We start from the raw sequence: 14,852 nt of genomic DNA, 5'->3' as shown, positions 1-14,852 counted from the left end.
GAGCCTCCGTTTTTTACCAATGATTCTATGATGATATTACTGTCGACAGTCAGGGTAGACGCAGTCATGAAAACAAGACTTGGCAAAAAGCAGAAAGGCGCTGCGGCGATTGAGTTCGCACTGGTGTTCGTGATCTTTTTCGCAGTGCTTTACGGCGTGGTTAGCTACAGCCTGCCGTTGTTGCTGGTGCAGTCATTCAATAATGCGACGGCCGAAGCGGTGCGTCGCAGCATGGCCGTGGACCCGACGGCAGCCAACTATGCTGCGGTGGTGCAGGCCCAGGCTGTCAGTGTCATGAATGACCGGCTGTCCTGGGTGCCCACTGCGATCAAGGGCAGCCTTGTGCCGACCGCAAGCTATAACGCCACCACCAAGATACTGACTGCCAGCGTCACCCTGCCGTCCTCGGCCCTGAGCGCCATCATGCCGGTGCTCAAGTTGGGCGCCATGACCGTGCCGGACTTGCCCGTCAGCCTGTCGGCCCAATCGAGTGCTCAACTTGTCCCCTAACGAAGGGCTGTTCGGGCGCTTGTTGGGACGGACCGACGAGCGCTTGCCTGAATCCAGCGATCCGCAATCACGCACCCATGCAGGTATCCAGCTGATGCTTGATCAGCAGGGGCACGTCATTGAAATCCACGGCCTGCAACGTTACGGCCTGGTGCGGGGCAGCGGCGACGGTTCGCCGCGCCTGCTGCTGAGTTATCTGGTGCCGGGCAGTACCCTGGCCCTTGAAGGCGTACCGGCAGACTGGGTTGGTCATAGCCTTGACCTGGACTTTCAATGCGCGGGGCTGCGCGTGGTGCATACCCGCGGCTGGGTTCAGCCCCAGGGCAACGCCTGGCTTTTGCAGTTGCTGGACATCAGTGACCTGCGCCTTGGCAGCGAGCAAGCCCGCAGCCGCGAACGCTGCACACAATTGACCCTCAGCCTGGGCGAACAATTGCGCCAGTGCAGTGCGCAGCGCCTGCCCGAGGTGATGCATGACGCATTGCGCAGCGTGGCCCAGCACGCCCGGGTACCGTGCATGGCGTTGGCCCTGCGTGAAGACCCGCAGGCTTCCTGGTACATGCATAGCACCTGGCACGCCTTTGATGCGCCGCAACTGTGGCGGCCCGAGCAAAACCTGGGCAGCTTGCTGGACTCGCTGGGCGGTACCACGCCCCAGCGAGTCGAACGTGGCGCCAACCCGCGGCTCAATGACCTGTTTGGCAATGCCGACGGCGTGCTGGTGCCTTACAGCGACCAGCAGGGTTTATGTGCCTGGTTGATGCTGGGGTTTTACCCGGCGTCCCTGCACGGCCCGCAAATGAGCGAAAGCGACTGGATGCAGGTGTGCGCCGCCCTGGCTGCGCCGCTGCTGGACCGTCTGCGTGAGCAGCAGCACCTGCTGCAGAGCGAGCGCATGGAGGCCCTGCAAGGCTTGCTCGGCACCGGCTGGTGGGAGTGGTCGCTGACCAACGAGCTGCTGGAACTGGCCCCGCACCTGGCCATCAACCTGGATGCGGTGGCTGAGCCACAGGCCATGACCCGTCAGGCATGGCTGGCGCTGTTTCACCCGGCGGATCGGGATGAACTCAGCGGTCGCTTCAATGAGCTGCTGGAGCATGGCAAGGAATTATTACTGTTCGCCCGGTTGCATCAATCCGGGAGCACAGAGCCTGCCCGCTGGTACCGGGTTCAGGGCCAGATGCTGGGCAGTGGCACCCGGCGGCGCATCGTCGGTTATATGCTGGATGTCAGTGATATCAAGAACCAGCAGCAACAGGTTGCGGCTGCCCATGCGCGGCTGGACAACCTGATCGCCAGTTCCCCGGCGGTGATTTATGTACAGCGCTATGTTGAAGGCGCGCTGGTGCCCGCATTTTTCAGTGACAGCCTCAAGCCCCTGCTGGGCTGGACGCTGGAAGAATGCACCAGCGAAACCCTGATCGAGTGGGTCCACCCCGATGACCGCGAACAGTTCTTCGGTCGTACGCGGCAGTTGCTGCGCGAAGGCAGCGCCCGCAACCGTTATCGTCTGCGCGATCGGCGTGGTGACTATCACTGGTTGCTGGATGAAGCCAAGCTGTTGCGTAACGACCTGGGTTTGCCGGTAGAAGTGGTCGGTTTGTGGCTGGATATCACCGAGGCCACCGAGGCGGCCGAACGGGTCAAAAGCAGCGAGGAACGCTACCGGATTCTGGTTGAAGATTCGCCTGCCATGATCTGCCGTTACCTGCCCGACCTGACCCTGACCTTCGGCAACCAGCCGCTGGCCAGCTACCTGGAGTGCACCACTGCGCAACTGCCGGGCATCAACCTGAGCAGTTGGTTATCCACAGAGCAGCGCGAAGCCTTTGTACAGCGCATTGCCGGCTTGACCCCGCAGGCGCCGGTCAGCACGGCGGAAATCAGCCTGCAACTGCCGGGGCGTGAATATGCCTGGTGGGTGTGGTCGGACCGGGGCATTTTCGACGAGCAGGGCAACTTGCTTGAAGTGCAGGCCGTGGGCCGCGACAACACCGAAGTGCGCCGCTCGCAACAGCAGCTGACCCACAGCGCGAAAATGGCCACCCTGGGCGAAATGGCCACGGGGCTGGCGCATGAAATCAACCAGCCGCTGAACGTGATGCGCATGGCCGTGGTCAACGTGCTCAAGCGCCTGGGCAATGGCGATGCGCAGATCGACTATTTGCAAGACAAGCTCACCCGTATCGACGGGCAGATCCAGCGTGCCGCGCGGGTAGTCGACCACTTGCGGGTGTTTGGCCGTCGTTCTGAAATCGAGCAGCAAGTGTTTAACCCGGCGCAGGCTATGGAAGGTTCCCTGGCCCTGCTTGGCGAAGGCCTGCGCGGCAAGGGTGTGCAACTGCGCAGCGAAGGCCAGGCGTGCGACGTGCAAGTACGCGGGCATGTTGATCAGCTTGAACAAGTGTTGATCAACCTGATGGTCAATGCCCGCGATGCGCTGATGAGCAAACGCGAGACCGACCATGACTTCGAACCCTGGATTGCCCTGAGCGTCGAGTCGGATGCCCAGCGTGTACGCCTGCGGGTGGACGACAACGCCGGCGGTATCGACCCGCGCCTGCTGGAGCGGATCTTCGAGCCGTTTTTCACCACCAAGCCCATCGGCCTGGGTACAGGCCTGGGGTTGTCCGTGAGCTACGGGATTATCGACAACATGGGCGGGCGGCTGAGCGTGAGCAATACTGAACACGGCGCGCGGTTTTGTGTGGAATTGCCGGTGGTAGCAGGCTGAATTCAGCGCTGTGCCTTTGATGTGGGAGCGGGCTTGCTCGCGATTCAGGCACCTCGGTACATCTGATAGACCGAGGTGATGCAATCGCGAGCAAGCCCGCTCCCACAAGGTATTGCAGTTCCTTCAGGTCAAAGCACCAGCTGGGCGCGGCCGCCCTGGTTGCAGGAGAGGTTGGCGCCGACTTCAGCTACGGCCAAATTCACGCCCAAGGCGCTGAGTAGCGTATTGATGATTGGATTGACCAAAGAGCTCAATATGCTATTCAAGGCTGTAACTATGCTGTTGGAGAGTGTTGTTATTAATTCAGCAACCGCTTGAAGAAGTGCGCTTGTAACCGATTTGCCACTTGGGGGTGTGTATGAGGTTGTCACGATACTTCCCGAGCTGTCCCCAATAGTCAGTGCGTTGGCGTTTGAGCCGAATTTTTGATAGTAAGTGGTCTGGTTTATGTTAAGCAGTGAAGGTGATGCGTATAAAAAGTTTTTGGTGCTTGGTGAAAGGCTTGTTTGGATTTTTAGATTGAAGCTTCCTCCATCACCCACGCCTGTTGTACAGCCTCCAATACCTAGCAAGACACATGATTTCAGGTTGATGTTTAACAGTTTAAGTGGGGTGATAACAAAACTGTTGGTTGCTACGTCTACAGATGGGAATAGGCCTGACTGTGGAGGCGCGCCGATACTGATTGTGGCGAGTGCGGTATTAGCTGTAGCTGTCAAACTTTTTGAGGTGTCACTTGTGCACGTATAGTCTGTTACGTAACTGTTGGCGCTGGCGGCCTCTATATAAATGTTGATATCATTTACTAAGCTTATGCTGGCAATGGAGTCGCAGCTCAGTACGCAAGTTAGAGCGTCGACCAGTTTGAGGCTTAAAACTTTTCCTACTATAGATGTGACGGTTGATAAAACGTTTGTTACCAGATCAGTGATCGGTTTTAATGCGTTAAGTACGGGCAGGCCGATTTGTATTCTTGTTTGGATTTGTGCCGTGCGCACCGATATTTGATTTGGGCCGGTCGGTTTGCCTTGTATCAGCGCAGGATTGCCAATGGCTGAAAGCTGAGGGGGTTGAATGACTTTCGTATAAACATTTATATTGACTAAGTTGAATGGGTTTATTTGTATGTTTGCTGTTGCCCCACTTTGCTGTCCCGAGAGCTGGACAACACCCTGTAAAAGATCGAATACTCGCATATTTGTATCTAGGCCTGCATTGGGCGTTCCACTTTGAACGTTTAGCAAGTCTCCCAGTTTTAGTACCTGTGTGGGGCTCACTATTGCGCGTATTGCCGTAAGGCCTTTGACTGCAATATCTGCAGTGGGGCCGTTTTTTTGTAAGACTGTTATGGCGGCATCTAGAAGTTGGGTGGTGTGAATGTCGGTTTTCAATAATTGGTCGTAGTTGCCGATGTTTGTATTCAGAGAGATTAATTGGTTTAGATAACTCAGTAAGTTTATATTTGTGTCAGCTAGGCCCTGCCAGGATACTACGCCTGCATTTATTGAGCCTCCCAGTAATCCGCCCACAAGCTGATCCAAAATAGGGGATTGAGTAGTGTCTATGTTTAAGAGTGCACTGCGAATTGTCAATTGTGCCAACGGCGCCCCACCATTGCTCCCCACCGCACTGGCGGTCAGGTTGGTATTGAGGTCAAAGCCGTCCTTGGACAGGATGCTCCATAACCCCCCGGCCACGCTGGTGGGCACGGTGGTGGTGGCGATCACCCGGATCGCATCGGACTTGGTCGCATCCGCAGTGAATACCCGCAACTGGCTGCTGTTGGTGGTCAGGGTGCCGCAGGTGGTGTTGATCTTTTGCACGGTGCCAGGGGTGAAACTGTTGCGGATGGCGCTCTGGTTGGCGAAACCCGCGGCCGTGCTGGTGCCGGTGCAATTGCCGCCCCGGGTCACGGCTTCCAGTACCGCCATGTCCGCCACCCGCTGCAGTTTGCGCTGCTCCAGGAACAGGCGCCCGCTGTCGACCATCAACAGCATGAACAACAGCACCATGCCCAGGGTCACGGCAGCCATCAGGCCGATCGCGCCATGCTGGTGTCGGGGGCCATTGAAGCCCATACCGCGTAGTTGGGGAGACATCGAGCACTCCTGATGCTGGAACATTGCCCAGCGCTAACTCTCCAAAGTTTCAGCGAGTGTAGACAAGAAGTGATCAGTGCGCTGGCCAGTTGCCAGTTTTATAGGCGTGCTGTGAACGATTAATCAAAAAAACAGACAGGGCGCTAACTTGCTCACGAAAGTATTAATACCAACTTACTTATATACATCGTGAGCAAGTGAGTGCCGGGCAACTTACTTGGGTGGATAGGTAGCAAGGATCTTGGTCACGGCTTCGCTGATCGCCGCGCTGCGTTCGGCCGGGGTCGGGCTGCTGTCGATGGCTTTTTCGGCACTGCCGCGCCAGACCAGCTTGCCGTCTTTGGCATCGATCAGGTCGATCTGCAGGGTGCCCACCTGGTACACCACGTTGCGGGTTTCGTTATACATCGGTGCGCCCCAGTAACCTTCCCACGGGCCGCCCCAGTAACCCCCCCACGGCCCGCCCCAGGGGCCACCGTAACCGTAGTTGGTCACCACCTGTTCCTGGCGGTTGGCCACGATCAGCCAGGTTTGCACCAGCAGGTCCGGTTTGCTGCCTGCTGCAACCGGGCGCAAGCCGCGCTGGTCCAGCTGGCTGCTCACGGCCTGGACAATCCGTTGCTCGGTCAGGTCGCTCCTGAGCATCGGGTTATTGGGCTGGTATTGCACGGCAGGGTCTTTCCAGGCCCAGGTGCGGAACTGGGCGAAATCGACAGCAGGGTTGTAATCATGGCTGACCTGCATGGTTTCGCAGGCACTGAGCAGCAGGGCCAGGCCCAGTAATGCAATGCGACGAAGCATGATGATTTCTCCACTTCACGATTGAAACTCAATGAGGAGGGTAAGCCTGCACTGCCTTGTTCAGTGATTCGCGCAGGGCGTCACTGCGTTCGCTCAGGCTGCCTTTGCTGCTGGTTTCGGCACTGGAACTCCACACCGGCTGGCCGGTTTTGCCGTCATACAGGTTGAGTCGCACCACCATGACCTCAACCTCGTAAGTGCGGATGACGGGTACCGAGTTGTACATGCCATATTGACTGCCGTAGCGGCCGTAACCGTTGCCGTAGCCAGCTCCGTAACCATAGTCGTCCTGCACCTGACGCAAGCGTTTTTCGGTATGCAAATCTGCACTGACCCAAAGATCCGCCGGACGGTTGGGTTGTGCCGGGCGCAAACCGCGCTGGTCCAGGGCATTGTTCACCGCTTCGGCGATTTGCGCCGAGTCGGCCCAGGCCGTGCCAACCGGCAGGCGGCCATTGAGCCAGGCCCAGCTCTGGTAACGCCCGTAATCCCGTGGCGGTGCCGGGTAGGCGCTCAAGTCCAGGGTGTTGGCCGCCTGTGCCGGTGCCGGCGGCATGGGCATGGAGCTGGCGGTGTAAGGGTTGGGGCTCTGGCAGGCGCCCAGCCCCAGGCTCAAAACAATCAAGGCAACGCGGCGATACATGATGGTCTCCCCCGCAGGGCGATTTAAACCGGGCGGCACACCCAATGCAGATAACGTCCCAGCCCGGCAAAGGCAGGATGGCGACGGTGGGCCAGCTCCATTTCAACCAGCGCTTCAAGCTCGGCGCGGGCCTGGAATTCTACTGGCATATAGTCGTGAAAGACCCGCACGCCGCTCTGGCTCTCGACCTGCCACAGGCCTTCGAGCGCTGCGGCCAGCTCCCGTGGGTCAAGGGGCTGCTGCGGGGTGAGGCTCTGTTTTTCACCGGCCATGTCGTTCTTGCGCATCTTGCGAAAGTGACCCTTGAGCAGGTTGCGATAAATCAGTGCATCGCGATTGTAAAACGCCAGCGACAACCAGCCGCCCTTGGCGGTCAACTGATGCAGCACCGGCAGGATCGCGTGGGGTTCGGCCAGCCATTCCAGTACGGCGTGGCACAACACCAGATCGTAGGGCTCGGTCAGTTGGCCAAGCAGCTCCTGCCACGGCGCCTGAATAAAGGTGCCGTTCTGGCCTGCCTCGGCAAACCGCTGGCGGGCGCCTTCAAGCATCGGCGCGGCGGGTTCGGCCAGGGTCACATCGTGGCCTTGCTGGGCCAGCCACAAGGACATGTGGCCCAACCCGGCGCCGATATCCAACACCCGCAGCGGGCGTTTGGGCAGGGCTTCCTGCAGGTCGGCCTGGAGCACGGCCAGGCGAATCGCACCCTTGGCGCCACCGTAGATTTTCTCGGCGAAGCGGGTGGCCAGTTGATCGAAGTGACGGTCACTCATTTATTGAAACGCCTTTCATTGTCAGCCAGTTTATTGCGAACCACTTCATTCATGTCCAGTCCCAGTTCGGCGCAGAGCAACACCAGATACAGCACGATATCGCCCACTTCCTGACCGGCGTGGGCGAGCTTGTCGGCGGGGAGCTGGCGGGACTGGTCTTCGGTTAGCCACTGAAAGATTTCCACCAGCTCGGCCATTTCGACACTGGCGGCCATGGCCAGGTTTTTCGGGCTGTGGAACTGCTTCCAGTCGTTGTTATCGCGGATGCGATGCATGCGTTGGGTGATTTCGTCGAGGTTCATTGCGGGCGTGCTCTCCAGAAGGCGCAAAGCTTGCGACCGAACGGGGATTGGTGCAAGTGAAAGGCACGGGCAGCCCTGCGGGATTTTCGGCTCGGGTGCCCCCCTCTGTGGGAGCGGGCTTGCTCGCGATGGCATCCGCGCGGTTTACCTGCTGAACCGTGGCGCCTGCATCGCGAGCAAGCCCGCTCCCACAGGGGGGTGGTCAGCTGACCGGTCGCCAGTTGCCGATCAGGTGTACCAGGCCGTCATGCCCATTGATTTGAAAATCACCACTGGACCCCGCTTCACTGCTGAGCAAAATCACTTCGCCGGGCAGGCGCACCGGCTTCTTGAAGGCGACGACAATCTCGACATTGGCCGCTGGCAGGTGCGAATTGAGTGCCGCCAGAGCCCGGGTTTTTATCCACAGGCCGTGGGCAATCGCACTGGGCAGGCCAAACAATTTGGCGCTGGCCGTGCTGAGGTGGATGGGGTTGTAGTCGCCCGAAACTTTGGCGTAACGCCGGCCAATGTCGGCGGGGGCGTACCAGCGGGTCAGTTCGCTCAGGGCCACCGGCGCAGGTTCGGTGACTTGCGGCAGGTCGCCCGGCAGCTCCACGCCTTTGCACAGCAGGGTGCTTTCGGCCTCCCATAGTGGCCCCAGCAGATCGTCTACCTGGGTGACCACCTCGAAGGTCGCGCCCTTGGGGTGTTTTTGCAGGTTGCGTACATACACCCCGATGCGCAGTTGCGTCACGCTGCCCATCGGGCGCAGCAGGCGGATCCGGTTGGTCAGATGAATCAGCCCCAGCAGCGGGAAGGGGAAGTCCTTGGCTGTCAGCAACTGCATTTGCAGGCCGAAGGCCAGGATGTGTGGGTAAGTGGGCGGCAGCAAGGGGCTTGGCACCAGCTCGCAAACATCGCGAAAAGCTGCCAGGGCCTTGGGCTCAACCTCGACCCAACAGCGCAAGCCTTGCTCTGGCAAGGTGCTGCCGGTGATCTTGCGGCGGGCGGCCGCGTGGGCGTACAGCGCTGGCAGGTGCGGCGGGGTGCTGAGGTCGAGCCATTTTACACTCATGCTTATGCTCCCAGAATGCTTTGCCCGCACACCCGCAGCGCCTGGCCGCTGACCGCGCCCGAACCCAGCTGGCCGAGCCAGGCCACGGCCTCGGCGACGTCCTGCGGTTGGCCACCCTGGCCCAGTGAGCTCATGCGCCGGCCTGCCTCACGCAGGGCAAAGGGAATATGCGCGGTCATCTGGGTTTCGATAAACCCCGGGGCCACGGCATTGATGCTGATGCCGCGCTCGCCCAGCAACGGTGCCCAGGCCTGGGCCAGGCCGATCAGCCCGGCCTTGCTGGCGGCGTAGTTGGTCTGGCCGCGATTGCCGGCAATACCGCTGATGGACGCCAGCAGGATTACCCGGCCGTTATCACGCAGGGTGCCGCTGTCGAGCAGGGCCTTGGTCAGTACTTGCGGGGCGTTGAGGTTGACCGCCAGCACGGCGTCCCAGAATTCGGGCGTCATGTTGGCCAGGGTTTTGTCGCGGGTGATGCCGGCGTTGTGCACCACGATATCAACGCCGCCGGCCAGTTGCTCGATCAGCTCCTGCGCGGCATCTGTCGCGCAGATATCCAGCGCGATACTGCTCCCGCCCAGACGCACGGCCAGTGCCTCAAGGTCGCCTTGGGCGGAGGGTACGTCCAGCAGGATCACCTCGGCGCCATCCCGGGCCAGGGTTTCGGCAATCGAAGCGCCAATGCCCCGGGCGGCGCCGGTGACCAGCGCCTTGCGCCCGGCCAGGGGGCGTGTCCAGTCCTGAACCTGGGTGGCACAGGCGGTCAGACGCAACACCTGACCGCTGATAAAGGCACTTTTGGGCGAGAGGAAGAACCGCAGCGCGCCTTCAAGCTGGTCTTCGGCGCCTTCGCCGATATACAGCAGTTGCAAGGTGCTTCCGTTGCGTAACTCCTTGGCCAGCGAACGACTGAACCCCTCAAGCGCACGTTGAGCGCTGGCAGCAAAAGGGTCGCTTAATGTTTCAGGAGCACGCCCCAGGATCACCATATGGGTGCAGTCTTGCAGGCTGCGCAGCAGCGGCTGGAAAAACTCGCGCAGTTGCTTGAGCTGATCGGTGTGCAACAGCTCGCTGGCATCGAACACAACGGCCTTGAGCTTGGGCCCCTGGCCTGGAATCCACGGCGTGGCGTGCAAGGGTTCGGGGCCGTAGCTGAATACGGCATCGGTGAGTTTGCTGGCAAATTGGTTCACGAGGCCTGCCAGGGCGCCGCCGCCAATCAGCAGCGGCCCTTCGACGGGGCGCAGCCGCCCGGCCTGCCAGCGTTCCAGTCGTCCCGGTGACGGCAGCCCCAACGCGCCGACCAGTCGCTGGCCGAGGGATGAGTTGACGAAGTCGATATAACGGTCTGACATGGAACACTCTCCGACAGGTGGGGTTCAAAGGGTTGACCACAAACAGGCCGTGGTCGTTCGTTATCGGCGATAAGGCCTACGCTAGTAACGATCAATGGATTTAAGAGAATAGGGGCAATCGTATGAGTCTGCGTCGTGTAGCAATTATTGGTGGTAACCGAATCCCGTTTTCCCGCGCCAACGGGCCGTATGCCACTGCCAGTAATCAGGACATGCTGACGGCGGCGCTGGAAGGGCTAATCGAGCGCTACAACCTGCACGGGTTGCGCATGGGCGAAGTGGTGGCCGGGGCGGTGCTCAAGGATTCGCGGGATTTCAGCCTGACCCGCGAGTGCGTGCTGGGCTCGCGGCTGTCGCCGCAAACCCCGGCCTATGACCTGCAGCAGGCTTGCGGTACGGGGCTTGAGGCGGCATTGCTGGTGGCCAACAAGATTGCCCTGGGGCAGATCGAGTGCGCGATTGCCGGTGGCGTGGACTCCGCCTCCAATGTGCCGATCGAAATTAATGACGGGCTGCGCAAATGGCTGTTGCAGCTCAATCGCACCAAGGCACCGATCGACAAGCTCAAGGCGCTATTGCAATTGCGCCCGGGCTTTTTGAAACCCGAGTTCCCCCGTAATGGCGAGCCCCGCACCGGGCTGTCGATGGGGCAGCACTGCGAGTTGATGGCGCAAACCTGGAACATCCCCCGGGTTGAACAGGACGAGCTGGCCCTGCACAGCCATCAGGCCCTGACGGCGGCCTATCACGCGGGCTGGGAAGATGACTTGCTCACGCCCTTTATGGGCTTGAGCCGCGACAACAACCTGCGTGCAGACCTGACCCTGGAAAAGCTGGCCGCCCTTAAACCGGTGTTCGAGCGCAGTGCCAAGGGCACGCTGACGGCGGGCAACTCCACGCCGCTGACCGATGGCGCCTCGACGGTGCTGCTGGGCAGTGAAGAATGGGCCAGGGAGCGCGGCTTGCCGGTGCTGGCCTACCTGCGTGATGGCGAAACAGCTGCTGTGGATTTCGTACACGGTGCCGAAGGTTTGCTGATGGCGCCGGTATATGCCGTCCCACGGCTGCTGGCACGAAATGGCCTGACCTTGCAGGACTTTGACTACTACGAAATTCACGAGGCCTTTGCTGCCCAGGTGCTGTGTACCTTGAAGGCCTGGGAGGACGGGCCTTACTGCAAAAGCCGTCTGGGGCTTGATGCACCGCTGGGTGCGATTGACCGCAGCAAGCTTAACGTCAAGGGCAGTTCGCTGGCGGTGGGGCACCCGTTTGCGGCGACGGGCGGGCGCATTGTGACCAACCTGTCCAAGCTGCTGGCCACCGCCGGGCAGGGCCGAGGTTTGATCTCGATCTGCGCAGCGGGCGGGCAGGGGGTTACGGCGATTATCGAACGGTAACGATATAGGTGTGGGAGCGGGCTTGCTCGCGATGGCATCACCTCAATATGCCTGACAAACCGGGGAGCCTGCATCGCGAGCAAGCCCGCTCCCACAAGGGCAGGGTTATGCTTGACCGGCAGACGCTACTGCCGGGTTTGGCTCTGCGGCCTCCTAGCGACTGCGCGTGGCATAACTCTCAGCCATCACCGAACACACGATCAACTGCAACGGGTGGTAGATCATGATCGGCAGCAAAATCAGCCCCAGCCCCGGGTTGGCGCCGAAGATCAGGGCCGCCATCGGTGCCCCTGCGGCCAGGGATTTCTTGCTGGCACAGAACACCGCGGCGATTTCATCCGCAGTGCTGAATTTCAGCGCGCGGGCGGTGCGGGTGGTCATCCACAGAATAATGGCCAGCAGGATCGCACTGCCGATCAGGGCGCTGAGGATCACCGAGCTGCCTTGCTGTTGCCACATGCCCGAAACCATCGAGTTGCAGAACGCCGCGTAAACCAGCAGCAGGATCACCACCTTGTCGCAGATGTTGGTGTAGCGCTTGTGGCGGGCAAAAAAGCGTCCGCACAGCGGGCGTACCAGTTGGCCCAGCACCAGCGGCAGCAACAGCATGGCGCACAGGTCGAGCAGGGTTGAGCCCAGGTCAATGCCCCCCGCGCCGCTGCCGACCACAAAGCTGACCAGCAACGGCGTCAGGAAAATCCCCAGCACGCTGGACAGGCTGGCGTTGAGAATCGCTGCTGGCACGTTGCCGCCTGCGCTGCCGGTCAGGGCCACCGACGAGGAAATGGTCGAGGGCAGGGCACACAGGTAGAAGAAACCCAGCATCAGCAGCGGCGGGATATGGGCGCCCAGCAACTTGTTGGCGACCACCCAGATCAGCGGGAAGACGATAAAGGTGAAGCCCTGCACCATGACGTGCAAGCGGATGTTCTTCAGGCCGTGGCTGATCTGTTCGCTGGACAGGTTGACCCCATGCAGGAAAAACACCAGAAACACACCGATATTGATGACCCATTCCGCGTGCATTGCACCACCGGTGCTGCCGAAATGCGGGAACACATACGCCAGAAAAGTCGCCAGCAGCATGCCGCACAGAAACCAGTCGGTGAACAGGCGTTTGAGGTGTTTGAGCACAGGCATTATCGGTACCGGAATATTGTAAGAATTGATGAGTTAGCCTAACGTCGGCGGTACCTGTCGTCTTGCGATATAAGGCCAATCAATGCCGCCAAACGGACAACGTGGACTGCCGCGTGCCATCCCACAACTCGATGCCTTGCCACGGCCGTTGTATGCCCGGGCCGAAAGCCTGGGCGCAGGCTCGTGGACGCCGCGCCATCGGCACGATTGGGTGCAGTTTTCGTACGCGATCAGTGGCGTGTTGGGCGTGCATACCGACGAGGGCAGTTTTTTTGCGCCGCCGCAGTGGGGGATCTGGATTCCGGCCGGGCTGGAGCATGAAGTGATCACCTCGATGCGTGCGGAAATGCGCAGCCTGTATGTGCGTCGCGAGGACTGCCAGTGGGCACCCGGGCAGTGCCGGGTGCTGGAGGTCACGCCACTGGCGCGGGAGCTGATCAAAAGTTTTTGCGCGCTGCCCGTCGACTACCCCGAGGGTGGCAGCTGCGAGCAGCGCTTGGTGGCGGTGCTGCTGGACCAGTTGGCAAACCTGCCCGAGGTCGGCTTTTCGCTGCCATTGCCCCGCCATGAGCGTTTGCTGGTGCTGTGCAACGAACTGATCGAAAGCCCTGATGCCGAGGCGAATCTGGGCCTGTGGTCGCATCGTCTGGGCATGTCTGAAAAAACCCTGATGCGTTTGTTTCAGCGTGAAACAGGCTTGAGTTTTCGCAGTTGGCGCCAACGAGCGCGGCTTCTGTCTTCGCTGCGGGTGCTGGAGGAGGGTGGCCATGTCACCCAGGCGGCGTTGTCTTGCGGGTATGAATCAACGTCGGCGTTTATCGCGGCGTTTAAAAAGATGTTCGGTTTTACCCCGGGCGACTTGTTTCGTCAGGGTTAAGTCGGTGCTCAAAACGTGTTGCTCGTCTATCATTCAAATCGTTTGCCCTCTCCCCGTGGTGAGTGGATTGCCGTATAACGAATGACATTCGCGTGTTTGGTAATAAAGGACCCACAATAAAAGCTGATGAAGACTCCAAAACGCTTAGAACCCCTGATCGAAGACGGTCTGATCGACGAGGTGCTGCGCCCACTCATGAGTGGCAAGGAAGCAGCTGTGTACGTAGTCCGCTGCGGCAATGAGCTGCGATGCGCCAAGGTTTACAAGGAGGCCAACAAACGAAGTTTCCGCCAGGCCGCCGAATATCAGGAGGGTCGCAAGGTTCGCAACAGCCGTCAGGCCCGGGCGATGGCCAAGGGCTCGAAGTTCGGTCGTAAAGAAACCGAAGATGCCTGGCAGAACGCTGAGGTCGCGGCGTTGTTTCGCCTGGCCGGTGCGGGTGTGCGGGTTCCCAAGCCGTTCGACTTCCTCGAAGGCGTGCTGTTGATGGAACTGGTGGCGGATGAGTACGGCGATGCTGCTCCGCGCCTCAATGACGTGGTGCTGGAGCCGGATCAGGCCCGCGAGTACCACGAGTTCCTGATCCAGCAAATTGTGCTGATGCTGTGTACAGGGCTGGTTCATGGCGACTTGTCCGAGTTCAACGTGTTGCTGACGCCAACCGGCCCGGTGATTATCGACTTGCCCCAGGCGGTCGATGCGGCGGGTAACAACCACGCCTTCAACATGCTGGAGCGTGATGTGGGCAACATGGCTTCCTACTTCGGGCGTTTTGCGCCGGAACTGAAGAAGACCAAATATGCCAAGGAAATGTGGGCGCTTTACGAAGCCGCCGCCTTGCACCCTGGCAGTGTGTTGACGGGCGAGTTTGACGAGCCGGATGAGCTGGCCGATGTCGGCGGCGTGATGCGCGAAATCGAAGCGGCGCGCCTGGACGAAGCCTTTCGTCAGGCGGTACGTGCTGCCGATGATGCGCCACCGAGCAAGGCTGAAGAGCCGCCGCCCCCGTGGATGCAGTGATTGGCTAAGTAAAAAATCCGGCTCAGGCCGGATTTTTTATGCCCCTGAAACAGCCCGGGTTCTGGTGGGAGCGGGCTTGCTCGCGATGCAGGCGATGCGGTCTGTCAGGAAAATCACAGTGATGCCATCGCGAGCAAGCCCGCT

At 60.1% G+C, this 14,852-nt stretch carries 13 protein-coding genes; 5 read left to right on the top strand and 8 right to left on the bottom strand.

Translation table 11 applies throughout. The annotated features are described in order from the left end of the window. The first annotated feature begins 66 nt into the window (after positions 1-66). Both BFC21_RS15450 and BFC21_RS15445 read left to right on the top strand, forming a co-directional pair. Positions 67-510: a TadE/TadG family type IV pilus assembly protein gene (locus BFC21_RS15450; protein WP_095005326.1), complete on the top strand. Its 444-nt coding sequence runs from the start codon at positions 67-69 to the stop codon at positions 508-510. Further along, the gene (locus tag BFC21_RS15445; RefSeq protein ID WP_095005327.1) at positions 500-3,244 is read left to right on the top strand and encodes a PAS domain-containing sensor histidine kinase; all 2,745 of its coding nucleotides are present in this window, start codon (positions 500-502) and stop codon (positions 3,242-3,244) included. Before BFC21_RS15450 ends, BFC21_RS15445 begins: the two co-directional genes overlap by 11 nt. Positions 3,245-3,372: 128 nt before the next feature. Here BFC21_RS15445 and BFC21_RS15440 read toward each other — a convergent pair whose 3' ends face one another. From BFC21_RS15440 to BFC21_RS15410, 7 genes are all read right to left on the bottom strand, one after another. After that, a complete protein-coding gene (locus BFC21_RS15440; RefSeq protein WP_120266325.1) occupies positions 3,373-5,343 on the bottom strand; it encodes a pilus assembly protein TadG-related protein in 1,971 nt (656 codons plus the stop codon). A gap of 213 nt (positions 5,344-5,556) precedes the next feature. Next, positions 5,557-6,144, bottom strand: coding sequence for a DUF4136 domain-containing protein (locus BFC21_RS15435; protein ID WP_016783566.1), 588 nt, complete (start codon positions 6,142-6,144; stop codon positions 5,557-5,559). Between the two features lie 28 nt (positions 6,145-6,172). After that, a complete protein-coding gene (locus BFC21_RS15430) occupies positions 6,173-6,787 on the bottom strand; it encodes a DUF4136 domain-containing protein (RefSeq protein ID WP_088378276.1) in 615 nt (204 codons plus the stop codon). 23 nt (positions 6,788-6,810) lie between these two features. Further along, positions 6,811-7,560, bottom strand: coding sequence for a methyltransferase domain-containing protein (locus BFC21_RS15425; RefSeq protein ID WP_120266324.1), 750 nt, complete (start codon positions 7,558-7,560; stop codon positions 6,811-6,813). After that, positions 7,557-7,862: a nucleotide pyrophosphohydrolase gene (locus BFC21_RS15420; protein ID WP_088378275.1), complete on the bottom strand. Its 306-nt coding sequence runs from the start codon at positions 7,860-7,862 to the stop codon at positions 7,557-7,559. Before BFC21_RS15420 ends, BFC21_RS15425 begins: the two co-directional genes overlap by 4 nt. A gap of 202 nt (positions 7,863-8,064) precedes the next feature. Next, positions 8,065-8,919 carry a MaoC/PaaZ C-terminal domain-containing protein gene (locus BFC21_RS15415; RefSeq protein WP_088378274.1) on the bottom strand — a complete coding sequence of 285 codons (855 nt, stop codon included), beginning with the start codon at positions 8,917-8,919 and terminating at the stop codon, positions 8,065-8,067. 2 nt (positions 8,920-8,921) lie between these two features. Beyond that, positions 8,922-10,274 (bottom strand): 3-oxoacyl-ACP reductase, encoded by a 1,353-nt coding sequence (locus tag BFC21_RS15410; protein WP_120266323.1) that lies wholly within the window; start codon positions 10,272-10,274, stop codon positions 8,922-8,924. Positions 10,275-10,396: 122 nt separating this feature from the next. Between BFC21_RS15410 and BFC21_RS15405 the strand changes: the two genes are divergently transcribed. Further along, positions 10,397-11,671 carry an acetyl-CoA C-acetyltransferase gene (locus BFC21_RS15405; protein ID WP_095005332.1) on the top strand — a complete coding sequence of 425 codons (1,275 nt, stop codon included), beginning with the start codon at positions 10,397-10,399 and terminating at the stop codon, positions 11,669-11,671. Between the two features lie 153 nt (positions 11,672-11,824). Here the strand turns inward: BFC21_RS15405 and BFC21_RS15400 are convergent, their stop codons facing one another. Then, positions 11,825-12,811, bottom strand: a complete 987-nt coding sequence (locus tag BFC21_RS15400; RefSeq protein ID WP_088378272.1) for a bile acid:sodium symporter family protein — start codon at positions 12,809-12,811, stop codon at positions 11,825-11,827. Positions 12,812-12,893: 82 nt separating this feature from the next. On the opposite strand from BFC21_RS15400, the gene BFC21_RS15395 reads away from it, so the two are divergent. Next, a complete protein-coding gene (locus BFC21_RS15395) occupies positions 12,894-13,688 on the top strand; it encodes a helix-turn-helix domain-containing protein (RefSeq protein WP_088378271.1) in 795 nt (264 codons plus the stop codon). Positions 13,689-13,814: 126 nt separating this feature from the next. Next, positions 13,815-14,708, top strand: a complete 894-nt coding sequence (locus BFC21_RS15390; RefSeq protein WP_088378270.1) for a PA4780 family RIO1-like protein kinase — start codon at positions 13,815-13,817, stop codon at positions 14,706-14,708. Positions 14,709-14,852 lie beyond the last annotated feature (144 nt).

It is taken from the genome of Pseudomonas sp. TMW 2.1634, assembly GCF_001703595.1.
GTDB lineage: Bacteria > Pseudomonadota > Gammaproteobacteria > Pseudomonadales > Pseudomonadaceae > Aquipseudomonas > Aquipseudomonas fragi.
The sequence above is the reverse complement of the archived record's forward strand: the minus strand, read 5'-3'. Positions and strand labels throughout refer to the sequence as shown.